Source organism: Marinobacter aromaticivorans, from assembly GCF_002806975.1.
GTDB lineage: Bacteria > Pseudomonadota > Gammaproteobacteria > Pseudomonadales > Oleiphilaceae > Marinobacter > Marinobacter aromaticivorans.
In genome coordinates this window covers 113,790-137,721 of sequence record NZ_NIHD01000010.1, presented here as the reverse complement: position 1 = coordinate 137,721, position 23,932 = coordinate 113,790, and the positions used below count along the sequence as shown (strand labels likewise).

The following is a 23,932-nucleotide window of genomic DNA, read 5'->3' as shown; positions in this document are numbered from 1 at the left end:
TCATAGAAATGCAGTAGGATCAAAAATGAGAAAAACATTAAGCATGGTAAGCGCACTTTGTCTGGCATCCACTTCAGGGTTGGTAACAGCAGAAGAGATGGGTCAAAAGGCATATGTCGGAGCAAATTATAATTTCGTCACCTATGACGAAGACACTCTGGATGATGAACTGGATTTGGGTGCTCTGTCCGGAAAAGTCGGCGCTAAGATCAATCCGTATGTTTCAGCGGAGCTGCGCGCGGGTTTTGGTGTTGCCGACGAAACAGCCAGTAACGGATCCATATCTGCGAAGCTTGAGCTGGACTACATCGTCGGGGGATATGCCCTGTTTGGTATCCCCAACGAAACTCAAATCTACCCCTACGTGGCGCTGGGCTTCACGAAGGGTGAACTGACTGCGACGATCTCCGGCCCTGGTGGCAGCGTGTCGGCATCGGAATCCGAATCAGACCTATCTTACGGCGTTGGTGCCAATGTGGCTTTGACTGACAACGTCGTTTTGAACGCAGAATACATGCAATACATCGATAAAGATGAGTATGAAGTTTCTGGAATATCCATTGGTGGATCATACCTATTCTGATTACTCAGCCCCGGGGACTCTACTCTATCTCCGGGGCTCCGATCTTCTCGCCAGATCTGATGAGAATTACTCACCTAAACGGTCTGCTCGACACTTGGAATCTCAATACGAATGCTCGCAATCGCTTTAGAGATCGATTCATTGTAGAACCCCGGCTTGCCCTAAATCTCCTCAGCCGCTCCGGTCACACCAACTGTATAGACCACGTTTTACCTTACTTGTGCGATGGCAACGAAAAGATCTTCCCGTATAGTAAATCCCGGATTTGGTTAAAGTGCCACTGTGACCTGCTCCCCTTAGAACTAACCGTTATTCACTGAGTAATTTTCATCATTAACCCTGATCCCCGCACTGGGTGCGCCCGTAGTTGCAAAAATCGGGCTTCGGCGGAAAGTAAGTTTGTTTGATTTTCTTGGGCTGTTGCGGGTCGACGCGAACGTTCGCTTTTGTTTAGGAGTTCGAGGAGCCCGGTCGGTCGCAAAGTGAACATTCAGGTCAAAGGCCGAGGCCGATGGGGCTGTGTCAATCTAAAGGCCTATCTGGCGGCGTTGACCATGCCGCCGCCGAGTTACACAGCTCAAGCTAATGTAGACTGTCCCCTGAGTTCACAGATCCAGGGGATTTTCTTTTGAAGACTCAGATACCAGCGCCGATTATTGCTCTCATTGCAAAACACATGTCTCAAGTTAAAACTCACGCCGACCTGGACAGCATGTTCATGTACGCAGACGCTCCCGGGGACCCTCCAGAGGGCAGTAAACCTGTGAAGTGCCAGGACTGGCTTAGGCGCACCAACGTCGAATCCTCGACCCCTCTTGCGGTTCTGGGGAAATTAATCGAAGAGGAGATGGAGACTCCGGATGATCATCACTCGCAGCTATTTGGATCACCGCCAGGGTCTTTGTCTCGGGAGACCTTTCAGAGAAAGACAAAGGAAGTGCTTGAGCGATATGACCTGGTATACCGGATAGGAGGAAAGGTTCAGTCGGCAGTAGGGATGAAGGGTGCAACAAAGAGCCTATCTGATCTGATCAAAGGTCGTGAGTTAATCTCTATCGATATGGAATTCGAGCGAGCGATAGACAATACGAATACTGAGCCTCGCGAGGCATGCTCAGCTGCATGCAATATTCTGGAGTCTCTTTTCAAGATCATGATCGACGAAGAGAAACTGGATAAACCGGCAAAACAGGATCTGAAAAACCTCTGGAAGCCAGTGGCCGAATACTTGAACTTTGACCCGAAGCGCATAGAAGACAACGATTTGCGCAAAATTCTATCAGGGATGCACTCAATCGTTGATGGTGTTGGGGCGCTACGTACACACGCCAGCTCAGCTCATGGAGCAGGGAAGCAGATCTATAAATTGGAGCCCAGGCACGCCCGATTGGCAATTCATAGTGCTCATACCTTGGCAATGTTCGTTCTGGAGTCGTGGGATAAAAGAAAGGACCCTGGATTCTAACTGACTAAGAAAGACCTTTTTGCCCCCAACCCACCAACTCAAAGCCTGGCACCGGAATCCGACCTGGTGCTGTTTGTTGATGCCAATGGGGCTGTTTGGGGGCAAGGGATTTTTGAGAATAATGCGGTATTGCTTAGCCAGTTTGTCGCCGTCCCTCTGCCTGGTCGATGAGGTATTCCAGGGTATCTGTCAGGGTCCGATGTGCTTGATTTTCTTTGATCTGAATCAGCCGAGCGTGGTGCTCTGTGGTCAATTCGATCGTTTCTGAATATCCGCTTTTGTTTAAAGAAAACATTTTGGCCGGCCACAGGCGCTTGCCTGTGTGACCATAAACTGGCCAGCTTGTGGTTCCCTTAACAACCTATATCAAGAGTCTGCACAAGATGGCCATTTCAGATAATTCCCGCCTCCAGGCTGGCTGCCATCGACAATCCAAGCTCCTCACATTGGTCAACAAACTCTTCCTGAAATTCCCCACGACAGATTAAGGGCTCTTGAACTAGACGCCATTTTAAGCCGGTCGTAATGCTCTCTATTGCTCTGCGTGTACCCGTGCCATCGTGGCCCGCTCGAACATAGAACGCAAAAGGAAGCCCCTCAGTCTTTTCGAGACACTCATAGTAACACCGGTCAAATACGTCCTTAACTAGACCCGCCATGTAGCCTAGATTTTCAGTCGTGCCTATAACGATGGCATCAGCCGAGCTGATATCGTCAGGCTGCGTTTCAAGGGGGGGCAAATACCGTACTGTTACGCCTTCTATATCCGGGTTACAAGCCCCCTTAACCAAGGCATCTAACATTCTTTTCGTATTTTCGGAGGGAGTATGGGCGACTACAAGTAATGTCTTCTTTCCTGACATGGCGGTCTCCAAGCTAATCTAGGTAGAGGCTTTCGAGGAAATACAGGCGATATAAATAACTCGAACAAAACGACCGTTACCTATCTGGTTGATCATCGTCGAATCGCTCGCTTTTTTTACTCAAAAAATGTCTTGCCTTTGGACGAGGCTAATAAATTAGTTTGCCAGTTCGGTTACATCCAATTTCATGCTAGGACCATTTTAAGTCAAGCACCAAATCCTTGGGAGAACACTCTAGACAATTCGCGAACTGGTAAATCCTCTCGATGGTCACATTCACCTCTCCTCGCTCAATCTTACCTACATAACTCCTGTCTATTCCTGCTTCGTGTGCAAGACGCTCCTGCGAAAATCCTTTTGCTTTTCGCATTGCTCTCAGATTCCGACCAAACGCCTCGCAAACCGGTGAGCCCATTTCTTACCCTCACAAAAGGCAAGACTATGGTTTCTTGAGGCGTGACAGGCCACGGCATATACTACCCATTTTTTGGAGTCGACCAAATCGACCTAAAGACCAACTGGGCCTTCGGATGGACAAGTCGCAATCACTGAAAGTTGATAAGACACTGATCGAGCTGTTACGGGAGCAGTTAGATACACCTTTCTCTACTACAGACATCCGGGATCTCTACATCCCTCGAGTTCCTGATGGGCAGCGACCAGAACACAATCTGCTCCGAAAATACATCTATAAAGAGCTATTGCGACTTGAGTCAGCGGGACTGGTTGAACGACACGGCGAATCCCGCGGCCGTGGATGTCAATTCATCTTCTGCCCTGAGCGCTCAGTTGTCACACTCGAAGCTAAGCCCTCGCCCTTTGAAAACAGTGGCCCTAATGTTGAGCCAACAATGGATATTGATACCCAGCGAGCTCTTCAAGAGGAGCTCTCTCAAAGGAAGATCGAGCTTGTAGCCAGCATTGGGGAGGCGGAGGAATATCAGCGGCTATACAACAAATACCCAGCTCTTCGAGGCGCCGTGAAGGAACAATGCCTAGAGTCTAGAGAGAGGAGTACGAAACTCCTAGGCCAACTGCGTGCAGTCGAGACCGTGATCTCCAAAATCGGTACCCCCTCATGATGCAGTTGCGCGCCTGGCAAAGCGAGTGCATCACTCAGGCCTTGTCATCATTCGAAAACCAATCTCATTTTCTATGTCACGCAACGCCAGCAGCGGGCAAAACCGTCATGGTTGCATCTGTCGCCAAGGCTCTCTTTGAGCACAGAAAAATCGACTTTGTCGTTTGTTTTTCACCCTCACGAGCAGTAGCGCAAAGCGTCGCCACAACTTTTAGTCAAGTTCTAGGGAAAAGCTTTAACGGGCAGATTGGTGCTGCGGGTGGGTCATACACATATCAGTCAATGAACACATTACCCAAGGAGCTTTGGCGGGTATTGCGCGACCATCGCGTACTCGTAGTATTGGACGAAATTCATCATTGTTCCGGAGCGGGCTCGGATAGTTTCCTCGTTGGTAACAGCTGGGGGAGAACCATTTTAGATAGAATCCAGGGGAGAGCATCCTACACCATTGCATTATCTGGAACGCCATGGAGGACAGACGACACTCCTATCGCTCTGGCACGATATACCCAACCGGGTGGCGAGCTGCATTGTGATTATGAATACGGTTTACGTCGGGCAGTCTCAGATGGGGTATGCCGGGAACCTAAAATTGTGCTTACCGATAACCGAGAGATTCACTTGAGTTCGTCTGAGCACGGCCTTCAAACCTACTCCAGTATCCGCGATACGATTAAGCATGGTCACATTTCTTACCCCGAGTTTCTTTTCCGAGATGAGATAATCGACCATACGCTCTCGGAAGCATCGAAAAAACTATCTGAGATTCGACAGCACATCCCACATGCGGGTGGTTTAGTTGTCGCAGCGACAGTCGCACATGCAGAGCATATTGCGACCAGGCTCGCCGGGCTGGGAGAAAGCTCTGCCGTTGTAAGTTGCCGAGCACCAAACGCACACCAAACAATCGACAATTTCAGGGCATCCAAGGATCGGTGGATCATTTCAGTGGGGATGATTAGTGAAGGAACAGACATTCCGAGACTGCAAGTATGCTGCCACCTCAGCAGAATCCGGACAGAACTTCATTTTAGGCAGGTTCTCGGAAGAATCCTTCGACGCCAAGCCGCAGAACCGCCTCACATCGGCGGCTGGCTTTACGTCCTTGCAGAACAAAATCTAACTGAATTCGCCCACAGAATTGGTGAAGACCTACCGGAAAAAACAGTGGTTTGGTTCTCATCAAAACCGCTAAAACACAAGTTCGATGGCCTCAACGGACGGACTGCCCTCACCCATAACACCGTTACTAAGGAGAGTGACATTAAACTCGATATCGGCGGCACATGGGGGGCTGACAAAGGTATCGCCCCACCTAGCGAATCGACGGCCCTCACAATCAGCAATCATTATTGGAACGAGATTCTGTCTTTATTCGAGGGTCAGTTGGTGTGACCCTTTACTCAGTATGTTTTGGGCAAAACACTTAACCTGCTCAGGAGCATTTAGACCAGTATGGTCTGAACTCACTGCCGGCAAGGATGCCAGGCGAGCGCGACACCTGCATAGTGGTGTGACTGCCAGGGAGAGGCCTGGCTTCGTCGCATGTCACGCAATTGGACAATCCCGCTCCTCTCAAGCAACTATATTGGCAACCTTTCAAGCCCAACCACTGGAAACGCCAATGCTGTTCGAGGTGGTGATTATTCGGGGACGTCGAGGATATCGGAGGTAAAGCCATGATAGTGAGAAAACGCTATAACCTGGGTGAGTTAATAGCCCAATGTGACCCTAATACTCCTATGCCCGAAGCATTTCAGGAATGGGAGCAGGCACCAATGGCTGGCACTGAACAAGCCATCACTAGGTACGCCCTCGATGTCATTGCTCAGGCGATCCGAGTTTGGGAGTCGCGAGAGCAAGCATTGGAGTGGTTTCAGGGCCGGGTTTCAGCTCTTGATGATGAACGCCCTGCCGACCTGCTAGGCACCCAAGAGGGCTGTCGCCGGATAGCGGAAGTGCTCTGTAAAATTGAGCATGGAGATTTCAGCTGAGTGTAGTCTCGCATTATTCCTGGTCTTTAGGGGGCTGGGCACGATCATCCATAAAGTCCTCACTAACGCCTTCCTCAGAATCAAAGAATTCATCCCAAACTGGATCAGTCGGCCGATCATAGCGTTTTACAGACCCTTTAAGACGCTCCAGAGGCGTTAATTCCTGCGGCAGCGGCTGGGCTAGCTCATCCGCATGAGCCTTATGGGCGTCTAGGCTGTCCAGCAGCTCTGCTTCGGTTGGGCGTTTTTCGGTCATCATGCGTTCCATATTTCCAAAATTGGTACTGGATGACATAACTGATCGTGATTCAAGCTGACCGGGATCGAATCTGGCGCACCAACTCGATCAATGTCTCGGTGCTCGGATTATCCAAAATGCGTGAGCATATTGAGTTTCCGTTCAGACCCCACAAATAAATAGGTTTCTTGAACCAGTCATTAGCCATGTTTTCGTGGCCAGCTGGGGTCAAAAGAACCAGTGCTTTATGCAGCCCCAGAAGCAGGCCCATCCGCTCAATCACCGGCTCAGGAAACTCTGGACTTTGGTCACCGGTGCTTCGAACTGCAGCTATCCAAATCTTCAGTGTCGTCTCCGCCACTCCGAGAAGACTTGCCAGTTCGCCATCAGAAAGGTGCCAGCGCTCGGCCTGATCAACAAGCCACAGTAGGCCAGCCTTGCCATGATTGTTGGTGATGTTGGCCGGTGGATTCATTGCTACTCCGATCCATTGTTTGAGGCTTCTCAGCTAATGATACTCTTTGAAAAGCCTTGGTGGACATTGGGCGGCATTCATAGCTGCTGATAGCAACTGGAGAAACGTTATCCTCGGCTTACCCGCTTTTGGCGACAATCTGCCAGAAAAGACTTATACCAAGACGACTCACTCAGTGCTGGCTCCAGGCCGTAGAGCTTCATTATCCGAACGAACCTCGCCACATAGCCGCATTGGCCAGCGGGTGGCAGCCACTCATCCGGCCCTTTTGCGCCTTTGCTCCCTATAACAATATAAAATATCCCAAATGATGGTATGAGTGAGTGAATTAGCGTTTTTAGGTTTAGTAAGCATACTAATCTAAAATCCTAAAAGTTAGCTGAAAGAAACCATGGCGTGACTTCTGTTCATGTAGTAGCACGCAAAAAAATCACACCACTTTTGCGTCCACTCTGTTTTCAAAAGCGGACCTTTCTGGACGTTCAGTTAAGCTCAAGCTCTTAAACAAAAGCGGACATTTTAGCCACAAACCGTTTGAGCTGGTTCAAGAGATACTTCGTGACTGCGAATTTGCCGCGTTTTTACTATGAACCGGTCGGATCCCGGATGAGAGATGGGTGAAAGAGTGGTTCTGTGATGACTCTCCTGTGTTTCTGATTATACTGGTCGCATGAAGCACTCTGAGATCGGTTTGCATATACGAACCTACGAGGACGAGGGAAAAAGCCACTCCCACGACCATCACCAACTGGTATTGCCGTTGGTGGGAACGTTATCTCTGTCAGTAGATGCCAAGGAAGGGGAGGTTGCGCAGCATCGAGCGGCAATTATTCCTGCGGGAATTGGCCATGGATATGCTGCGACCGACGATAATCGGTTTTTGGTTGCAGACGTCCCCGAAGGCTTGGCCCCGGCGCTAGACAAGCTACCTTGTTTCGTAGACCTCGATCCAGCATTGCTCCATTACGTCCAGTTCCTTCATGCACAGCTCCAAAATGGGACTGAGTCGGATTTTACCCAGCATCAAATGCTGCTCCTGCTGATTCAGTTGCTTCAGGAGCGCCATGGAAGTCAGCTGAAGCTGGACCGCAGAGTCCACGCCGCGAAACAATTTCTGGACGAACACTTCAGCCGACCGCTGTCCTTGGCCGAGGCGGCTGCCGTGGCACATCTGAGCATTCGGCAGTTGAACGACCTGTTTCGGCGCCAGGTCGGCATGACGCCGCATCAATACCTCACAGAGTTACGAATGAAAGAAGCTTGGCGGCTTTTGGAGCAGTCGGGGCTCAGCGTCCAGCGAGTTGCCGACGCTGTCGGCTATTCATCGTTATCGGCCTTTAGCGACCGGTTCAGAGCCCACTTTGGCAGAGCGCCCAGCCACTTCCGCCGTATTTCGAAATAGTTCCGCCAAGATTTGAAAGTTCCTCTCCTTCGTACTGGATACCCTTCTGAAATCATTCACACGTGAGAATTTCGGGGAGGGTTTCATGGCATCCGTTAACGCCGCAACCTGGATCGGGTCGATTTCCGTTCTGTTATGGGGCACTTTGGCATTGCTGACCAAGCTTTCCGGTGGCGAGATTCCAGAGTTCCAGCTCATGGCCATGACCTTCGGCATCGCTTTCCTGTTGATGTGCGGTCGTTGGGTCTTCTCGGGACATTCCGGTGTGCATTATTTACGGCAATCGCCGCTTGCATGGTGCATCGGCATCGTTGGTTTGTTCGGTTATCACTTTGCCTACTTCAAGGCCATGACACTGGCCCCGGCCGTTGAAGTCAGCCTTCTGGCTTACCTCTGGCCGCTGCTGATCGTCCTGCTGTCGGCCTTCCTGCCGGGCGAGAAACTACGAGCTCAGTACATCGTTGGGGCCCTGGTTGCCCTGGCAGGTTGCTGGTTGTTGATCAGCCGTAATGCCGACGGATTTGCCTGGGAGAACCTGCCGGGTTACCTGGTGGCTCTGTTCTGCGCTCTGATCTGGTCATCTTATTCTGTTCTCAGCAGACTGGTTCGCTCGGTACCGACCGATGCCGTGGGCTGGTTTTGCGGTGTTACGGCTATTCTGGCGTTGATTTGCCACCTTTTGTGGGAGGAAACGGTATGGCCAGAAGGCGCACTTCAATGGATTGGCGTGGTGGGGCTCGGCCTCGGACCGGTGGGCATAGCATTCTTCACCTGGGACCATGGTGTAAAGCACGGAAACATCCAGTTACTGGGAACCCTGGCATACAGTGCGCCACTGATTTCAGTGATCCTGTTGATCCTTGCCGGATTCGGCGAAGCTACGGTTGCCGTGTTGAGTGCCAGCATTCTGATCGTCATTGGTTCTTTGATCGCGGGTCGTGCGAAAAGCCGGACGGTCGCCGAGCCAGATTTGTTAACAGACTAACTACGTCAAAGGAGCGGTGAGATGATTACTTGGGGCGATTTCGAGAAGGTTGAACTGCGGATCGGGACTATCATTGAAGTGACGGATTTTCCCGAGGCGCGCAAGCCTGCATATAAATTACGAGTCGATTTCGGGGTGGAGGTCGGTGTTCGTAAGTCGAGTGCGCAGGTTACGGACCTCTATAGCAAGGAGGAACTCATCGGCAAACAGGTTCTTGCAGTCACTAATTTCCCGCCTAAACAGATCGGCCCTTTTTTGTCGGAGTGCCTGGTCACTGGCGTGCAGACGGCGAATGGCGAAGTTACTCTGGTAAGACCTGATGCGAAGGTGGATAACGGGGAACGCTTGTTCTGAGTTTCGGCGGCTCTCACATCGCGGGCCAATCGGTATTCGAGCCCAAGTGAGGGTGATGAACGGGACAAAGCCTCTTGTGCTGGCAATGGTGAGCGGAAAGCTCACCATTGCAGCGCTCCAATACACTTTCCTCCGATTCGCTGCTCCAAAATAGCCGCCAAACTCCGCGTAATCGTCTAATGCAAATGTCCGCTTTGCGACCGGAGTGGCCAACTTATGATGTCATTACCATCGGTGACCAGCTTCAGTGTCCGGCGCTAATAGGTAATCGGAAGGCGCTGCTTGATCTAGAAAATGTTGCTGGCTGGCCGGGATTGCTCAAGCAGTAATCCTGAGAAAAATGTTGTTGGGATTATGTTGTCGACTTAAGTTTCTAAGTCCCCTCATATCAATTCAACTCACTCACTCACCAACGTAAATCGCATATTTCATATTCGTATAAAGGGGTTTCGATCGCAGCTACTACCCCTGCCTTGAAAAAACCCAGGGGCTACCATTTGCCTTCTACATTCGCGCAGGCCATGACGGCACTGGAACACGACGTGCGATTGAGAGCATTACCACCGGATTGCGCTGGAAAATCATTCAGGAACCACTGGTGTGTCGTGGCGAATACCGGGATGAATTTGAGGAGCAGTGCCGCGAACTGGGGATGTATGTTGCGGCCAGCCTGGATGCTGGATTGTTTTGAGTGGGTTTAGGACTAAAGGATGGTAACAGGAAGATAAAGTGCCGGCCAGGCGCGACAGACCGGTTTTCAGAACCTACAATGACCGGCCAATGAGCCAACTGTCACAGGACCCAATCTTGAAGCCACTGTCTTTGCATCAGCTTTACAAAGCCTGCGTTCTGAAAGATCTGCCGTTCAAATCCACCAGGCAACTGGAACCCCTCGCTGAAATTGTAGGCCAGAACCGCGCCCAGGAAGCGGTGCGCTTTGCGCTGGCCATGCCGCATGGCGGTTACAACGTGTATGCCGTGGGTCGTAACGGCCTGGGTAAGCGCACAATGATGCTGCGTTACCTTGAACACCATCTGGATACCGCACAGCAAAGTCATGACTGGTGTTATGTGGCAGATTTTGAAGAGCCGCGTGTTCCCCGGTTACTCCAGTTACCGGCGGGCATGGGGGTGCAACTGAAGCAGGACATGGAAAAGCTGATGAGCCGGCTGGTCAAGGTTATTCCGCAAACCTTTGACAACGACAGTTTTCTGGAGCGGTCGGAACAGTTGAAGGAAGAGTACGGCAAAAAGCAGGAAGACGAACTGGAAAAGGTCGCCGCCCAGGCCCGCCGCAAGAAAATCAGCCTGACAATTACAACACCGGGTGGTTATCGCCTGGTGGCTATGCAGGGTGACAAACCGCACACGGCGGAGTCGTTCAAGGCTCTGACTGACGCGCAGCGCGACAAGTTCGAAGACTCGATAAACAAACTCGAGAAAAAACTCCGCCAGGCGCTGCGAAAACTGGCGGACTGGGAGCAGGAGTACGCGGACAAGCAGCAGGCTCTTAACAGGGAAACCCTGGAGGGCATATCCGGCCATCAGATCGATGAGTTAATTGAAAAATATAAAGACCTTCCAGACGTGGTAGCCTACTTTGAAGCCGTGCGAGCAGATCTGGTCGAGAATCTCGAAATCTTTCTGGACGGCGACGAGGAACAGGCGGCGATCGCCTATGCATCCCTGGACAAAAAAATGCCTCGCCGTTACCTCGTGAATGTGCTGGTACATCAGAAGACCAATGAAGTGCCCATGGTGGTGGAAGATAATCCCACGTATCACAACCTGTTTGGATACGTGGAGAATGTCACCTATAAAGGCACCGTCTTTACCGACTTTTCCCTGATTCGTGCCGGCAGCCTGCACCGTGCGAATGGTGGCTACCTGCTGATGGATGCCATCAAGGTGCTTGAGCAGCCGTTTGTGTGGGACGGGATCAAACGGGCTCTTCGTTCGAAATCCATTCAGATCAATTCCCTGGAGCGTGAACTTACACTGTCTGGCACCATTTCAATCGAGCCCCAGGCGGTGCCATTGGATGTGAAACTGGTGCTTTTTGGTGATCGCGAAACCTGGATGCTGCTGCAGGAATACGACCCGGAATTTTCCGAGCTGTTCCGGGTAACGGCGGACTTCGAAAACGAGATGTATCGCTCTGAAGACAGCCAGGTGATGTATGCGAAGTTTATTGCCAGCGTGGTCAAGGAGAAGGACCTTTTACACTGCAATAACAAGGCAGTAGCAAGGATCATTGAGCACAGCGCTCGTATGGCAGAGCATCAGGACAGGCTGTCTCTGCACGCCGCTAACATTGCCAATCTGCTTCGGGAATCGGATTTCTGGGCCCGGCAGGCCGGGGCAAACATGATTCAGGGTGTTCATGTGGAGAGGGCCCTGGAAAGTGCCAAATACCGCAGCAGCCGGATTCGTGATCAGTATTACGATTCAATCCGTGATGGCTCTACCCTTGTTTCAACCCAGGGGGCCGTTGTGGGCCAGGTTAACGCGCTGTCTGTGCTCTCCACCGGCGGTTTCGAGTTTGGCCTGTCCAATCGCGTAACAGCAACCTGCTATTATGGGGATGGCGGCATCATGGACATTGAGCGGGACGTGAAACTCGGGGGCAACATCCACTCCAAGGGCGTGATGATTTTGAGCTCATGGCTGGCTTCGCACTTTGCGGTGACCGATCCGATGCATCTGTCGGCGAGCCTGACCTTCGAGCAGAGCTACGGCGAGGTAGACGGTGACAGCGCTTCGCTGGCCGAGCTCTGCGCCCTGATATCTTCGCTATCCGGCATTGCAGTGCGACAGGAACTGGCCATTACCGGCTCCGTTAACCAGTTCGGCGAGGTTCAGCCGATCGGCGGGGTTAACGAGAAAGTGGAAGGCTTTTTCGCTACCTGCCAGCTCAAAGGCGGGCTGACGGGAACCCAGGGCGTGATTGTACCGGCTAATAATGTGCAGAATCTGATGCTGGACAGCGAGGTGGTCAAAGCTGTCCGGGAAGGGCGGTTTGCTGTGTACTCGGTTTCAAATGTTGAGGAGGCTGTTACCTTACTGTTAGGCAAGCCTGCCGGCAAGGCCGGCAAAAACGGCAACTATCCGAAACAGAGCGTTTTTGGCATTATTCAGCAACGGCTTGAAAAAATGCGTGAGCATGAACGCCAGGAGCACGCACGGGACGATCAGAAAGATCCGTCAATTCACTGACCGGTCGCGAAAAATAAAACAGACAGGAGATAACACACCATGACTGATATCCAGCAAACTGTGTACGTGGTAGAGGATGACGAGGCCGTTCGTGATTCACTGGAACTGTTGTTGAAGTCTGATGGCAAGCCGGTCAAAACCTATGAGAGCGCGCTGGCATTCCTCAAGGATTACTCCGAAAGCATGGCCGGATGCATTGTTCTGGATATTCGCATGCCGGGCATGGATGGCATGGAACTGCAAAAAAAGCTGAATGAAAAGCACTCCATTCTGCCGATCATTTTTGTGACCGGGCATGGCGATGTTCCCATGGCCGTGGATGCCATGAAAGAAGGTGCCGTCGACTTTATCCAGAAGCCCTATCGTGAAGAAGCGTTACTCGAAAAAATCGAAGCAGCGCTGGCGCAGGATATGGAACAGCGCAAAACCCTTGATGAGAAGCAGGAGATCATCCGTCGGATCAAGAGCCTGACGCCCCGTGAACACGAGATCATGGATCGGATGATCGAGGGCCAGGCCAACAAGGTTATCGCTATCGAGCTGGAGATCAGCCAGCGCACTGTAGAGATCCACCGCTCCCGGGTAATGCACAAAATGGGCACCCACTCACTGGCACACCTTGTGCGTATGGTTCTGTCCGTAAAGAACCTTATCGACGCGAAGTAATCCCGCCGGCATTATGAGGTTATCTTTTTGGCCGGCCTTTAACTATATGACTGAAGTTGTCAGCGAAAATTCGGAGGTTACGGTTCTGCTTGTGGATGACAATCCACAGAACCTGAAAGTCCTTTACGAGACACTCAAAGACCAGGACTACAGGTTGCTGATCGCCAATGAGGGCGAAAAAGCTCTGGATCTCGCCCGCCGTCACCAGCCCGAGGTTATTCTCCTTGATATCATGATGCCGGAAATGGACGGCTATGAGGTGTGTGAGCGCCTCAAGGCCGATCCGGAAACGGCTGACTGTGCCGTTGTGTTTTTATCGGCACTGGATGACCTGCAAGCCAAAGTAAAAGGCTTCTCTCTCGGCGGGGCCGATTATATCTCCAAGCCATTCCAGTCCCAGGAAGTGATTGCCAGGGTCAAAACCCATGCCCGGGTCATCCGGCTTGAGCGCGAGCTGCAGGCACGCAATCGTGAGCTCAGGAGTGACCAGGCCCGTATACTCAACTCCATCAGTGAAGGCATCTACGGCCTTGATGAACACGGCACCATAGAGTTTGCCAACCCGGCAGCTGCTGTCATTATGCGGTGCCCGGTTGAGGATCTGATTGGCCGCAACTTTTTCGAGACCCATTTTTCTACGGCAGTGGAATGCCCCGCAGGCCTTCCGGCCCGGGCTACCTGCAGCCAGGGTGTTATCGAAAATCAGCGGGATATCAGAATGCTGCGTGCGGATCGAACGGGATTTCCGGCGGAATACCGTTCGACACCAAAATATGACGGCGATGAGTTACGCGGCGCGGTGGTTGTATTCCGTGATATCACCGCCGAGCTTGAGAGTGAACGGGCGCTGGAAGAAGCCCGTGAGCTTGTTCAGGAGCAGCGCCACCAGCTGGCCCACACCTCCCGGCTGACCACCATGGGCGAGATGGCGGCCGGCGTTGCCCACGAAGTAAACCAGCCGCTGACGGCGATTACCAACTACGCACGGGTCGCCAAACGGATGATGTCGGCAGAGAGCCCCAACCTGGGGCTGCTCCAGGAAACCCTTGACAAGATTGAGGCTCAGTCTCACCGGGCCAGTGAAATAATCCGTCGTATCCGGCGCTTCATGAAAAAGCCGGCCACCGGTAAAGAAGTGTTGTCGGTATCGGCATTGCTGGAGGATACGCGCCAGTTCGCGGAAGTGGATGCGCGCAATAACGAAGGTGCAATCGAGCTGGTTGTGCCGGAAGACCTGCCGGATATTCTTGCCGACCCGATTCAGGTGCAGCAGGTTGCTCTCAATCTGATACGAAATGCACTGGAAGCAACGCGCAGCGCCGGATCTGAGTTGCCCGTGGAAGTCAGTGCAGGGATGACCGACAAAGGCTGTGTCCGGGTTGAAGTCCGTGACCATGGTATCGGGCTTGCGGAAGACGCGGAAGAAAAACTGTTTCTGCCGTTTTACACCACAAAAGATGAGGGGATGGGCATTGGTTTGCCTACCTGCCGCTCCCTGATTCAGGCTCAGGGAGGGGAGATCGGTTTTGAGCGCCCCGAAGATGGTGGCGCCCGGTTCTTCTTTACGCTGCCGGTTGCTGGCGGTACGGCCTCATGCCTCTCCACCGACGAGAACACTTCAGAAGTGGATTAAAGCCACTCAATGCGCCCGCTGAGGTGTGGCGCGTCTCCTCTTGCATTCAATAGTTGATAGTCCCACCCGGATTTTCCGGTGCGCCAGTTCAGGCTTGCGGTACCCGGCAGAAACAGGGGTTTTTTGAATTGACAGCTCACCCTCATCGGGCTGACGCGCCATTCATCCTGTTGCTCCATGATGGCCAGTGCCTGTGCCTTGCTCCACATGCCATGGGCGATCGCCCGTGGAAAACCAAAAGCCCTGGCGCTCAGCGCATGCATGTGAATCGGGTTGCTGTCGCCGGAGACTTTCGCATACTGACGCCCGACAGACTCCGGTACATTGATTTCCTTGGTATTCGGGTAAGTTTCCAGAGGTGGTGGCGAAGCTTTTGCCTTGGATCGGGCGTTTTTTTCGGGCTGGCGAAAGAGCATAGTGCTGGTTTCCTCCCAGGCTACAGAGCCGGCTGAGCTTGCCTGGGTAACCATGTCGAACTCGATACCCCGGTCTGTGTTTTCCTGTCCACTAAGGTAAACATCCAGTTTCAAAGCTTCTCCCAGTCCGATTGCCCTGTACCGGGTAATGCTGTTACGCAGGTGCACCAAGCCAAGCAGCGGCAGTGGAAAGGCTTTTTCTGTCAGCAGCTTCAGGTGCAATGGAAAGGCCAGAATGTGGGGCCAGGTAACCGGCATGTGGTTGCTGGGCTGAAATCCGCATACCCGTTGGTATTGACGTAAATCATCGCTGGAAGTGTGGGCACACAGGAGCTGAGCAGAGAGTTCCGGTAACCTGATTGCCTCTGTGGAGGTGGTTTTTTTGGGCAGCACTGCCTTGCCGTAGAGCGGAAGCAGCGCGGGAGGTGTGTTGTGATAGACAAGCGTTTCCGACATGACTTTTATCCCTGGTAGCCGATAGAAAATGGTTGGGGCATGGCAGATTCGCAAAAGATAGCAAATGCAGGTGCCCGTTATGTCTGGAATCTGGTACAACTGTGAGTCTGTGGCCTGATATGCTTTAATGTAAGACGATAGTATAAGGCGGCGGTTGAGCAAGCCGCACAGGTATCGCTTTTGAACCTGTGGCCAGTCTGGCAAACCCGGCCAGGCGGCGCATTGACTTGGGAGGTTCCTGTGGGTGTCCGCGGGGCCAAAGTAGTATCCAATAAATACAAAGCGGGACTTTATGCAGGAACTACGTGACGCAGGAGTGATGTTGCGCCTTATTTACGAGGCGATGAAAGCAAAGGGTGTTGATACAGATCTCATATTCAGCCGCCTGGGCGTGGATGCAGACTACGTTTACACTGAGCAACTCCGTACCCCCCATAACGCCCAGATGTTTTTTTGGCAAGTCGTGGAGGATGTCTCCGGTGACCCGGATATCGGGCTGCATCTGGGGCAGCTTTTGCCGGTTTATAAGGGCCAGGTTCTGGAATATCTGTTTCTCAGCAGCCCGACCTTCGGCGAAGGATTGCGTCGTGCCAAGAATTACCAAAGGTTGCTCAGCGATGCCGCCAACACGGATTTTTTCATTGAAGGCGACAACGCCTGCATGGTTCTGGACGCTGCCTCTGATAATGTCCGGCGCCTGCGGCATTTCAACGAGTGCTTTGTACAGGGGCTGATCACTTTCTTCCGGTCCATTACCGGGGACCAGTTTTATCCCTCACGAATAGAGTTCGAGCACGAACGCGAGGAAGGGCATAAGCACGTGGAAGAAGTGCTTGACTGTGAGGTGGTGTTTGGTGCGGATGAAAACCGGTTGTACTTTCCCGCAAGTCTGCTTTCCCATGCCTCCCCGCACGCAGAGCCCGAACTTCTGGACCTGCACGAGCGCTTTGCCAGCGAGCAGGTCGCACGCCTCGAGAAAAAGGATATTGTCGGGCAGGTTGAGCGCATCATTGCCGAACTGCTGGATAGTGGAGAAGTTACTCTCGATGCGGTTGCGTCGCGCCTGGGGATAAAAGCCCGCACCCTGCGTACCCGGTTGACGGAGGCAGAAACCAGTTTCAACCAGGTGCTGGCAGATTTCCGCTACCGTCTTGCCCGACAGCTGTTGGCAACAACCGATGAGTCAATAGACGAGATTGTTTATCTGACAGGGTTTTCGGAGCCAAGTACCTTCTACCGTGCGTTCAAGCGCTGGTCTGGCATGACCCCCATTGAATACCGCAAAACCGCGCAGGGTAAGGATGTGATGGTCGATACGATGTGATGCGCCAGCGATGCGCATGTAATAAGCCGGGTAATACACTGGTTTTCTGAAATTTTTCAGAAAAGACGTTGACATGGGCAGGCACCTCTTTATAATGCGCTCTCGTTGTCACCGAGCAATCTCCATCAGATTCAAGCTTTTGAAAAGCAATCGGTTATGACGCCGCGGAGCGGTAGTTCAGTTGGTTAGAATACCGGCCTGTCACGCCGGGGGTCGCGGGTTCGAGTCCCGTCCGCTCCGCCATATTTTTAAAAACCCGTTAGCTGCAGTGTGGCTAACGGGTTTTTTCGTTCTGGCTGAGGGATTGAAGAGACTCGCTTAAGTAGTCCAATAGCATGCGCACCTTCGGAGACAAGTGGCGGTTGTGGGGATAAACCGCCCAGATGCCATCGTCGGCCTCCTGGTAGTATTCCAGCAGGCTTACCAACACACCGGACGCCAGAGAAGGTTGTACGTAGTAATCTGGCAGCTGAACAATTCCAATGCCTTTGAGTGCGGCGTCCAGAAGCGCCCAACCGCTGTCGCACCGGATATTGCCTTTTATCCGCACATTTTGTGGCTTGCCCATCTCCTGAAAACGCCAGTAGTCCAGATTGCCCTGCAGGCAGTTGTGTTGTTCCAGTTCTGACAGGGAATGGGGTACACCGTGGGCCGACAGATACTCCGGTGAAGCGCATACATAGAGGGTTCTTGACGACAGCCGCCTGGCCATCATGGTGGAATCCTCCAGCTTGCCCAATCGCACCGCCAGATCATAACCGCCGGCCACCAGATCCAGTTGCTGATTGGTCAGGTTCATTTGTACGTCAAGTTCGGGATAGCGAAGCACAAAGTTATTAACCAATGGTGCGATTACTTTTTCACCGTAGGTTACCGGTGCAGTCAGCCGTAACTTGCCCCTGGGGACGCGCTGAAGATTGGTCATGGCGCGTTCTGCTTCTTCCAGGCCGTCAAGCACCTGCCTGCAGTGCTGATAATAGGTTTGCCCTGCTTCTGTCACGGATACCTTACGTGTAGTGCGATAGAACAGTTTGGTCGAGAGCCGGGACTCCAAGGCACTCACCTGGCGGCTTACCTGCGCCGTTGAAATGCCCAGTCGTTTTGCGGCTGCGGTGAAACTTTCTGCTTCTGCAACCGCCACAAACTCACTGACTCCTTCCCAGATGAACATGTGCTATTCCTCGCGCTGCCGATTTAGGGGGGGTTGAATAAAAAGTGGGACTGCGGAATTGTCATGAAATTATTACTGTACAGTAAAAATGTATTGCCAAAAAGAGCGATTATCTATCAGCGGAATAGTAATACAATGGTCCCATCAACATGGCGGATCCCCCGTCCAAGTTCTGCAATAACCGGAGAGCCACATGACGCAAAGCATTAAGTCCAAAGCAGCCATTGCCTGGGGCCCGAAACAGCCTTTGTCCATTGAGGAAGTGGATGTGATGCCACCGCAGGCCGGTGAAGTGCGAATTCGGGTTGTTGCCAGCGGCGTATGCCACACTGACGCATTTACCTTGTCCGGTGAAGATCCGGAAGGTGTTTTTCCGGCAATTCTCGGCCACGAAGGTGGCGGGATTGTTGAATCCGTAGGTGAGGGGGTGACCAGTGTGGAAGTGGGAGACCACGTTATTCCTCTTTATACCCCTGAATGCGGCGAGTGTAAGTTCTGCACCTCGGGCAAGACCAACCTGTGTCAAAAAATCCGCGAGACTCAGGGTAAGGGTCTGATGCCGGATGGCACCAGCCGGTTTTCCAAAGACGGCGAGCCGATTTTCCACTACATGGGGTGCTCGACGTTTTCCGAGTACACGGTGTTGCCTGAGATAGCTCTTGCGAAGGTCAATAAAGAAGCACCTCTGGAAGAAGTGTGCCTGCTCGGTTGTGGCGTCACCACCGGAATGGGAGCAGTGATGAATACCGCCAGGGTAGAGGAGGGTGCTACCGTGGCTATCTTTGGTCTGGGCGGCATCGGCCTGTCGGCGATTATCGGTGCCACCATGGCCAGGGCCAGCCGCATCATTGCCATCGATATTAACGAGAGTAAGTTCGAACTGGCCCGCAAGCTGGGGGCGACTGAGTGTATCAACCCGAATGACTATGACAAGCCGATCCAGGAGGTTATTGTTGAACTGACCGATGGCGGTGTGGACTATTCTTTTGAGTGTATTGGTAATGTCAACGTGATGCGCTCGGCGCTGGAATGCTGTCACAAGGGTTGGGGTGAGTCGGTGATCATCGGTGTTGCCGGTGCCGGTCAGGAAATTTCAACCCGGCCGTTCCAGCTGGTCACAGGCCGTGTCTGGAAAGGCTCTGCATTTGGCGGTGTCAAAGGGCGTTCCGAACTGCCGGGTATTGTCGACCGGTATATGCAGGGCGAGTTCAAGCTGAACGATTTCATTACTCACACCATGGGTCTGGAAAAGATTAACGAAGCGTTTGATCTGATGCATGAAGGCAAGAGCATTCGTTCCGTTATTCACTTTGACCATTAATCAGGAAGATCGCCTGAGCATGACGCAGGCGATCATTTATCAGGGAGATTGCAATGAATATCGAAAATCTTAGTCGCAACAAAAGTTTTGATGGCTGGCACAAGCAGTACAGCCATTATTCTGAGACGCTGAATTGCGATATGCGTTTTGCTGTCTATCTGCCGCCGCAGGCTTCCAATGGCGACAAGGTTCCGGCGCTGTACTGGTTGTCTGGCCTGACCTGCACAGATGAAAATTTCATGCAGAAAGCCGCCGCACATGAGGTGGCTGCCGAGTTGGGTGTGGCTATTATTGCGCCCGACACAAGCCCCCGTGGCGATGACGTGGCGGATGATGATGCCTACGATCTGGGTAAGGGCGCCGGCTTCTATGTCAATGCCACCCAGGCACCCTGGAACCGGCACTACCAGATGTACGATTATGTTCTGAAGGAACTGCCGAACCTCGTCGAGTCCGTATTCCCGGTGAGTGACAAGCGGTCTGTTTTTGGTCACTCCATGGGTGGTCACGGTGCTCTGGTACTGGCGCTGCGCAATCCAGAGCGTTATCGCTCAGTGTCTGCCTTCAGCCCGATCAGCAATCCGGTAAACAGCCCCTGGGGAAAAAAGGCCTTCACGGCCTACCTGGGAACTGATACCGAAAGCTGGGCGGATTATGACGCCAGCCTGCTGATGCAAAAGGCAAGTCAGTTTGTTCCTGCGCTGGTGGATCAGGGCGAGGCCGATAATTTCCTGGCAGAGCAGCTCAAGCCGGAAGCGCTGGAAGCTGCGGCAAAGCAAAGCGGTTATCCGCTGACACTGAACCGGCATGAAGGCTATGACCATAGTTATTACTTCATTGCCACCTTCATTGCGCAGCATCTGCGCTTCCATGCCGAACACCTGAAGCAGTAATGGTTTGCCCCGGAGGATTTATTCGTCCGGGGCTTTATCAGCTTTCAGTGCCAGGAGGTGTAGCACGGAACTGTTTCCGGTGTTCCCCCGGGCTTATTCCAAACCATCGGCGGTATGCTTTGTGCAGCGCAGCGGGATTGGAGAAACCCAGTAGCCAGGCAATTTCTGACAAGGATGTTTCCGTTTCCCGGATATAATCCCGTGCCAACTGCTTGCGGGTGCCGTCCATCAGTTCCCTGAACCCGGTTTTTTCAGATGCCAGCTGTCGTTGCAGTGTCCATGGCGTAACGCCCAGTTTTGAGGCAATGGTCTCAAGGCTTGGAGTTTCCCCCCGAAAAAGCGGCGTAAGCAGGCTTTTTACCCTGTCGCCCGTTGTCCATCCCCGCTGAATCTCCCGCATTTCCGTTTCACACAGTAACAGCAGTTTCTCATGCATGGCCGGTTGTGCCTGCAGGGTTCCCTGGCTCCATATGTCCGGCCGCACCGTTATGCTGTTTGTGGTCGCTCCAAACTGCACCGGGCAACGAAACCAGGCTTCGAAAAGCTCGTCCATGCCGATAGATGCGTATTCTATGGTGACCTTTTCCAGTACATCCCAATGGCCGCTCACTGTCCGCACATATTGAGTCCAGGCGCTCAGCACTGAATCCACAACAAAATAGTTGAACCCGTTGTAAGGCCGGATGGAGTAAAACTCCAGTTGTCGTTTCCCGGGAATGGCCTTCGGGGTGCCCCGGCTGTTACGGCTGGTCAGCAAAGAGTAACGAACAAGGGTTTGTATTGCAGCGCCGGCAGTGGGCGCGGATTCGCCGGCAAGACCCGCTATGCCTGCATCAACCGGGCGTGACAAAGCGCCCATACGCAGGCCCAGAGCCAGATTGCCGCAGGCTTCAATGGCAGCGTGGCCCAACCGCATGAAGCGGGGAATACTGATGCGCGCAGCGGGTGATGTGAGGGTCTGCCTGCTGAGTTGGAACCGCTGTGTCAAATCCTGCACATTTACGCCTTCTGCTTCAGCGGCCCGGAGCAGAACGCAGACATAGAGGACGCTGATGTCGCCAAGGGAGTTGCGGCCCGGCATGGGCTGAAAATCAGATGGTTCCATGATGACTGGCTCGGTCCATGTCGCCTGAGGATAATAGAATGTTATTCAGGGATATTGTTGAAGGCAAGTCGTACCGGTAGTTTAGACGTCATTAAAAAGAGCGGGGCAGTAAAGACCCCGGCAACGATTCTTGTGAGGAGATCAGATATGACCACCAGCACAACGCCTGGTATGACCAAATACCCGAACTTGCTTGAGCCGCTGGACCTGGGATTCACAAAGCTGCGTAACCGCACACTGATGGGATCCATGCATACCGGCCTTGAAGAGGCAAAAAACGGCTTTGAACGCCTGGGTGAGTTTTACGCCGAGCGGGCCCAGGGCGGCGTTGGTCTGATAGTGACAGGTGGTATTGCACCCAACCCGGAAGGCGGCGTTTTCCAGGGTGCCGCGAAAATGACCAACGACGAAGAAGTGGAGAAACACAAGGTCATCACCAACGCAGTGCACAAGGCTGACGGCAAGATCTGCATGCAGATTCTTCATGCGGGCCGCTATGCCTATTCGCCGGCGCTGGTTGCACCTTCTTCCATTCAGGCACCCATCAATCCGTTCAAACCCAAAGAGCTGGATGAGGCAGGCATTGAAAAGCAGATTGAAGATTACGCCGTGTGCGCCCGGCTTGCACAGAAAGCAGGGTACGACGGTGTCGAGATCATGGGCTCTGAAGGTTACTTCATTAACCAGTTCACTGTTTCTCACACCAACCACCGCACAGACCAGTGGGGCGGCAGTTATGAGAACCGTATCCGCCTGCCCGTTGAGATTGTGCGCCGTGTTCGCGAGCGGGTCGGTGAAAACTTCATCCTGATTTACCGTCTTTCCATGCTCGACCTGATTGAAGATGGCAGCACCTGGGAAGAAGTGGTGCAGCTGGCCAGGGAAATTGAAAAAGCCGGGGCTACCATTATCAACACGGGCATTGGCTGGCATGAAGCCCGGGTACCTACCATTGCAACTTCTGTTCCCCGCGGGGCCTTTACCAAGGTTACGGCGCGCCTCAAAGGCGAGGTCAGCATTCCCCTGGTCACCACAAACCGCATCAACATGCCGGATGTTGCCGAAAAGATTCTCGCAGAAGGCGATGCCGACATGGTATCCATGGCCCGCCCGTTTCTGGCGGACGCGGATCTTGTGCGGAAAGCAGCCGAGGACCGCGCTGAAGAAATCAATACCTGCATTGGCTGCAACCAGGCGTGCCTGGATCACACCTTCAGTGGCAAGCTGACGTCCTGCCTGGTCAATCCGCGCGCCTGCCACGAAACCGAACTCACTTACGTGAAAACTGCATCACCCAAGTCGATTGCAGTTGTGGGCGCCGGGCCTGCCGGGCTGGCGTTTGCTACCGTTGCCGCCGAGCGTGGCCATAAAGTGACACTGTTTGATGCCGGTAAAGAAATCGGTGGCCAGTTCAACGTTGCCAAGCTGATTCCCGGCAAGGAAGAGTTTTACGAAACCCTGCGTTATTTCCGGATAATGCTCGACAAGCACGGTGTTGAGGTGCAGCTCGAAACCCGTGTGACGGTAGACGACCTGAAAGCCGGCAACTTCGACGAGGTTGTGCTGGCCACGGGCGTGGAACCTCGCACGCCGGACATCGAAGGCATTGATCACCCCAAGGTGATCGGATACCTGGACGCACTTCTGGAGCGCAAGCCGGTGGGTAAGCGGGTTGCGGTTGTGGGCGCCGGCGGCATAGGTTTCGATGTGTCCGAATTCATCGTGCATAAGGGCACTTCCGCGGCCCTGGACCCGGATCAGTTCATGCGTGAGTGGGGCGTGGATCTCACGGTTGCGCACCGCGGCGGTATTCAGGGCGTGGAAGCCGAGGTTCCCGAGCCTGCCCGCGAGGTATTCCTGCTGCAGCGCAAAACCTCGAAAGTCGGCAAGAATCTTGGAAAAACCACCGGCTGGATTCACAGAACATCACTCAAGAACCGTAAAGTTCAGATGGTGCCGGGTGTGACCTACCGGAAGATTGACGACGACGGACTGCACATTACCGTTACACCCAAGGGTGCGGAGCAGGGCGAGGATCGGCTGCTGCCGGTGGACACGATCATCCTGTGTGCCGGCCAGGAGCCTCTGCGTGAATTGCAGGACGGGCTTGAAGCCGCGGGGCTGCCCGTGCACCTGATTGGTGGTGCCGATGTAGCCGCAGAACTGGATGCCAAACGGGCGATCGATCAGGGTAGCCGCCTGGCCGCCGGTATCTGATCACAAAACATTGCAGTTTTTCTCTGGGCATCGGAGACTCTCCGGCTAGACTGTAGAAAATGAGTCTGCCA

The 23,932-nt window shown here is 53.1% G+C and carries 22 protein-coding genes, 1 tRNA gene and 1 pseudogene; 17 read left to right on the top strand and 7 right to left on the bottom strand.

Annotation, left to right across the window (positions count from 1 at the left end):
• Positions 1 to 25 precede the first annotated feature (25 nt).
• Positions 26 to 583, top strand: a complete 558-nt coding sequence (locus CDH48_RS14775; RefSeq protein WP_100689506.1) for a porin family protein — start codon at positions 26 to 28, stop codon at positions 581 to 583.
• A gap of 628 nt (positions 584 to 1,211) precedes the next feature.
• The gene (locus CDH48_RS14770) at positions 1,212 to 2,048 is read left to right on the top strand and encodes an abortive infection family protein (protein WP_100689505.1); all 837 of its coding nucleotides are present in this window, start codon (positions 1,212 to 1,214) and stop codon (positions 2,046 to 2,048) included.
• A gap of 392 nt (positions 2,049 to 2,440) precedes the next feature.
• Here CDH48_RS14770 and CDH48_RS14765 read toward each other — a convergent pair whose 3' ends face one another.
• Together CDH48_RS14765 and CDH48_RS14760 are read right to left on the bottom strand one after the other, a co-directional pair.
• Entirely contained in the window at positions 2,441 to 2,911 is a 471-nt protein-coding gene (locus tag CDH48_RS14765) for a flavodoxin family protein (protein WP_100689504.1), read from the bottom strand.
• Positions 2,912 to 3,101: 190 nt separating this feature from the next.
• Entirely contained in the window at positions 3,102 to 3,326 is a 225-nt protein-coding gene (locus CDH48_RS14760; RefSeq protein ID WP_100689503.1) for a helix-turn-helix domain-containing protein, read from the bottom strand.
• Positions 3,327 to 3,441: 115 nt separating this feature from the next.
• On the opposite strand from CDH48_RS14760, the gene CDH48_RS14755 reads away from it, so the two are divergent.
• The 3 genes from CDH48_RS14755 to CDH48_RS14745 all read left to right on the top strand — a co-directional run bounded on the left by CDH48_RS14755 (position 3,442) and on the right by CDH48_RS14745 (position 5,989).
• Positions 3,442 to 3,993 (top strand): hypothetical protein, encoded by a 552-nt coding sequence (locus CDH48_RS14755; protein ID WP_100689502.1) that lies wholly within the window; start codon positions 3,442 to 3,444, stop codon positions 3,991 to 3,993.
• The gene (locus CDH48_RS14750; protein ID WP_100689501.1) at positions 3,990 to 5,390 is read left to right on the top strand and encodes a DEAD/DEAH box helicase; all 1,401 of its coding nucleotides are present in this window, start codon (positions 3,990 to 3,992) and stop codon (positions 5,388 to 5,390) included. The genes CDH48_RS14755 and CDH48_RS14750 overlap by 4 nt, the downstream gene beginning before the upstream one ends.
• Positions 5,391 to 5,674: 284 nt before the next feature.
• Positions 5,675 to 5,989, top strand: coding sequence for an antitoxin Xre/MbcA/ParS toxin-binding domain-containing protein (locus tag CDH48_RS14745; protein WP_100689500.1), 315 nt, complete (start codon positions 5,675 to 5,677; stop codon positions 5,987 to 5,989).
• A 13-nt stretch (positions 5,990 to 6,002) separates the two neighbouring features.
• Here CDH48_RS14745 and CDH48_RS14740 read toward each other — a convergent pair whose 3' ends face one another.
• Both CDH48_RS14740 and CDH48_RS14735 read right to left on the bottom strand, forming a co-directional pair.
• The gene (locus CDH48_RS14740) at positions 6,003 to 6,284 is read right to left on the bottom strand and encodes an AbrB/MazE/SpoVT family DNA-binding domain-containing protein (protein WP_227521101.1); all 282 of its coding nucleotides are present in this window, start codon (positions 6,282 to 6,284) and stop codon (positions 6,003 to 6,005) included.
• A gap of 13 nt (positions 6,285 to 6,297) precedes the next feature.
• The gene (locus tag CDH48_RS14735) at positions 6,298 to 6,702 is read right to left on the bottom strand and encodes a hypothetical protein (protein ID WP_100689498.1); all 405 of its coding nucleotides are present in this window, start codon (positions 6,700 to 6,702) and stop codon (positions 6,298 to 6,300) included.
• 670 nt (positions 6,703 to 7,372) lie between these two features.
• Between CDH48_RS14735 and CDH48_RS14725 the strand changes: the two genes are divergently transcribed.
• From CDH48_RS14725 to CDH48_RS14695, 7 genes and pseudogenes are all read left to right on the top strand, one after another.
• Positions 7,373 to 8,104 carry an AraC family transcriptional regulator gene (locus CDH48_RS14725; protein ID WP_100689497.1) on the top strand — a complete coding sequence of 244 codons (732 nt, stop codon included), beginning with the start codon at positions 7,373 to 7,375 and terminating at the stop codon, positions 8,102 to 8,104.
• Positions 8,105 to 8,189: 85 nt separating this feature from the next.
• A complete protein-coding gene (gene yddG / locus CDH48_RS14720) occupies positions 8,190 to 9,089 on the top strand; it encodes an aromatic amino acid exporter YddG (RefSeq protein WP_100689496.1) in 900 nt (299 codons plus the stop codon).
• A 21-nt stretch (positions 9,090 to 9,110) separates the two neighbouring features.
• Entirely contained in the window at positions 9,111 to 9,443 is a 333-nt protein-coding gene (locus CDH48_RS14715; RefSeq protein WP_100689495.1) for a tRNA-binding protein, read from the top strand.
• Positions 9,444 to 9,891: 448 nt separating this feature from the next.
• Positions 9,892 to 10,134 (top strand): annotated as a pseudogene (locus CDH48_RS19600) (flavodoxin family protein); the annotation flags it as partial.
• Positions 10,135 to 10,250: 116 nt separating this feature from the next.
• Complete coding sequence (locus CDH48_RS14705; RefSeq protein WP_100689522.1) at positions 10,251 to 12,659, top strand: Lon protease family protein; 2,409 nt, start codon at positions 10,251 to 10,253, stop codon at positions 12,657 to 12,659.
• Positions 12,660 to 12,698: 39 nt separating this feature from the next.
• The gene (fixJ, locus tag CDH48_RS14700; protein WP_100689494.1) at positions 12,699 to 13,325 is read left to right on the top strand and encodes a response regulator FixJ; all 627 of its coding nucleotides are present in this window, start codon (positions 12,699 to 12,701) and stop codon (positions 13,323 to 13,325) included.
• A 46-nt stretch (positions 13,326 to 13,371) separates the two neighbouring features.
• Positions 13,372 to 14,958, top strand: coding sequence for an ATP-binding response regulator (locus CDH48_RS14695; protein ID WP_100689521.1), 1,587 nt, complete (start codon positions 13,372 to 13,374; stop codon positions 14,956 to 14,958).
• Here CDH48_RS14695 and CDH48_RS14690 read toward each other — a convergent pair.
• A complete protein-coding gene (locus CDH48_RS14690; RefSeq protein ID WP_100689493.1) occupies positions 14,955 to 15,830 on the bottom strand; it encodes a MaoC family dehydratase in 876 nt (291 codons plus the stop codon). The two genes, CDH48_RS14695 and CDH48_RS14690, sit on opposite strands and share 4 nt — an antisense overlap.
• A gap of 292 nt (positions 15,831 to 16,122) precedes the next feature.
• Between CDH48_RS14690 and CDH48_RS14685 the strand changes: the two genes are divergently transcribed.
• Together CDH48_RS14685 and CDH48_RS14680 are read left to right on the top strand one after the other, a co-directional pair.
• On the top strand, positions 16,123 to 17,154 hold the full coding sequence (locus CDH48_RS14685; protein WP_100689492.1) for an AraC family transcriptional regulator: 1,032 nt from the start codon (positions 16,123 to 16,125) through the stop codon (positions 17,152 to 17,154).
• Positions 17,155 to 17,320: 166 nt separating this feature from the next.
• Positions 17,321 to 17,397: transfer RNA gene (locus CDH48_RS14680), tRNA-Asp, on the top strand.
• A gap of 31 nt (positions 17,398 to 17,428) precedes the next feature.
• Here the strand turns inward: CDH48_RS14680 and CDH48_RS14675 are convergent.
• The gene (locus CDH48_RS14675) at positions 17,429 to 18,325 is read right to left on the bottom strand and encodes a LysR substrate-binding domain-containing protein (RefSeq protein ID WP_100689491.1); all 897 of its coding nucleotides are present in this window, start codon (positions 18,323 to 18,325) and stop codon (positions 17,429 to 17,431) included.
• Between the two features lie 193 nt (positions 18,326 to 18,518).
• On the opposite strand from CDH48_RS14675, the gene CDH48_RS14670 reads away from it, so the two are divergent.
• Together CDH48_RS14670 and fghA are read left to right on the top strand one after the other, a co-directional pair.
• Complete coding sequence (locus CDH48_RS14670; protein WP_100689490.1) at positions 18,519 to 19,646, top strand: S-(hydroxymethyl)glutathione dehydrogenase/class III alcohol dehydrogenase; 1,128 nt, start codon at positions 18,519 to 18,521, stop codon at positions 19,644 to 19,646.
• 53 nt (positions 19,647 to 19,699) lie between these two features.
• Entirely contained in the window at positions 19,700 to 20,539 is an 840-nt protein-coding gene (gene fghA / locus CDH48_RS14665; RefSeq protein ID WP_100689489.1) for an S-formylglutathione hydrolase, read from the top strand.
• Positions 20,540 to 20,576: 37 nt separating this feature from the next.
• On the opposite strand, the gene CDH48_RS14660 is transcribed toward fghA, so the two are convergent.
• Entirely contained in the window at positions 20,577 to 21,644 is a 1,068-nt protein-coding gene (locus CDH48_RS14660) for an AraC family transcriptional regulator (protein WP_100689488.1), read from the bottom strand.
• Between the two features lie 147 nt (positions 21,645 to 21,791).
• Between CDH48_RS14660 and CDH48_RS14655 the strand changes: the two genes are divergently transcribed.
• Positions 21,792 to 23,861, top strand: a complete 2,070-nt coding sequence (locus CDH48_RS14655) for an NADPH-dependent 2,4-dienoyl-CoA reductase (RefSeq protein WP_100689487.1) — start codon at positions 21,792 to 21,794, stop codon at positions 23,859 to 23,861.
• Positions 23,862 to 23,932: the final 71 nt, after the last annotated feature.

Excerpts from the sequence above, each read along its gene's own strand:
- yddG (WP_100689496.1), top strand. The coding sequence starts at position 8,190 with ATGGCATCCGTTAACGCCGCAACCTGGATCGGGTCGATTTCCGTTCTG.
- CDH48_RS14765 (WP_100689504.1), bottom strand. The coding sequence starts at position 2,911 with ATGTCAGGAAAGAAGACATTACTTGTAGTCGCCCATACTCCCTCCGAA.
- CDH48_RS14695 (WP_100689521.1), top strand. The coding sequence starts at position 13,372 with ATGACTGAAGTTGTCAGCGAAAATTCGGAGGTTACGGTTCTGCTTGTG.
- CDH48_RS14750 (WP_100689501.1), top strand. The coding sequence starts at position 3,990 with ATGATGCAGTTGCGCGCCTGGCAAAGCGAGTGCATCACTCAGGCCTTG.
- CDH48_RS14715 (WP_100689495.1), top strand. The coding sequence starts at position 9,111 with ATGATTACTTGGGGCGATTTCGAGAAGGTTGAACTGCGGATCGGGACT.
- CDH48_RS14755 (WP_100689502.1), top strand. The coding sequence starts at position 3,442 with ATGGACAAGTCGCAATCACTGAAAGTTGATAAGACACTGATCGAGCTG.
- CDH48_RS14675 (WP_100689491.1), bottom strand. The coding sequence starts at position 18,325 with ATGTTCATCTGGGAAGGAGTCAGTGAGTTTGTGGCGGTTGCAGAAGCA.
- CDH48_RS14745 (WP_100689500.1), top strand. The coding sequence starts at position 5,675 with ATGATAGTGAGAAAACGCTATAACCTGGGTGAGTTAATAGCCCAATGT.
- fixJ (WP_100689494.1), top strand. The coding sequence starts at position 12,699 with ATGACTGATATCCAGCAAACTGTGTACGTGGTAGAGGATGACGAGGCC.
- CDH48_RS14685 (WP_100689492.1), top strand. The coding sequence starts at position 16,123 with ATGCAGGAACTACGTGACGCAGGAGTGATGTTGCGCCTTATTTACGAG.
- CDH48_RS14690 (WP_100689493.1), bottom strand. The coding sequence starts at position 15,830 with ATGTCGGAAACGCTTGTCTATCACAACACACCTCCCGCGCTGCTTCCG.
- CDH48_RS14740 (WP_227521101.1), bottom strand. The coding sequence starts at position 6,284 with ATGTCATCCAGTACCAATTTTGGAAATATGGAACGCATGATGACCGAA.
- CDH48_RS14655 (WP_100689487.1), top strand. The coding sequence starts at position 21,792 with ATGACCACCAGCACAACGCCTGGTATGACCAAATACCCGAACTTGCTT.
- CDH48_RS14670 (WP_100689490.1), top strand. The coding sequence starts at position 18,519 with ATGACGCAAAGCATTAAGTCCAAAGCAGCCATTGCCTGGGGCCCGAAA.
- CDH48_RS14725 (WP_100689497.1), top strand. The coding sequence starts at position 7,373 with ATGAAGCACTCTGAGATCGGTTTGCATATACGAACCTACGAGGACGAG.
- CDH48_RS14660 (WP_100689488.1), bottom strand. The coding sequence starts at position 21,644 with ATGGAACCATCTGATTTTCAGCCCATGCCGGGCCGCAACTCCCTTGGC.
- fghA (WP_100689489.1), top strand. The coding sequence starts at position 19,700 with ATGAATATCGAAAATCTTAGTCGCAACAAAAGTTTTGATGGCTGGCAC.
- CDH48_RS14775 (WP_100689506.1), top strand. The coding sequence starts at position 26 with ATGAGAAAAACATTAAGCATGGTAAGCGCACTTTGTCTGGCATCCACT.
- CDH48_RS14760 (WP_100689503.1), bottom strand. The coding sequence starts at position 3,326 with ATGGGCTCACCGGTTTGCGAGGCGTTTGGTCGGAATCTGAGAGCAATG.
- CDH48_RS14735 (WP_100689498.1), bottom strand. The coding sequence starts at position 6,702 with ATGAATCCACCGGCCAACATCACCAACAATCATGGCAAGGCTGGCCTA.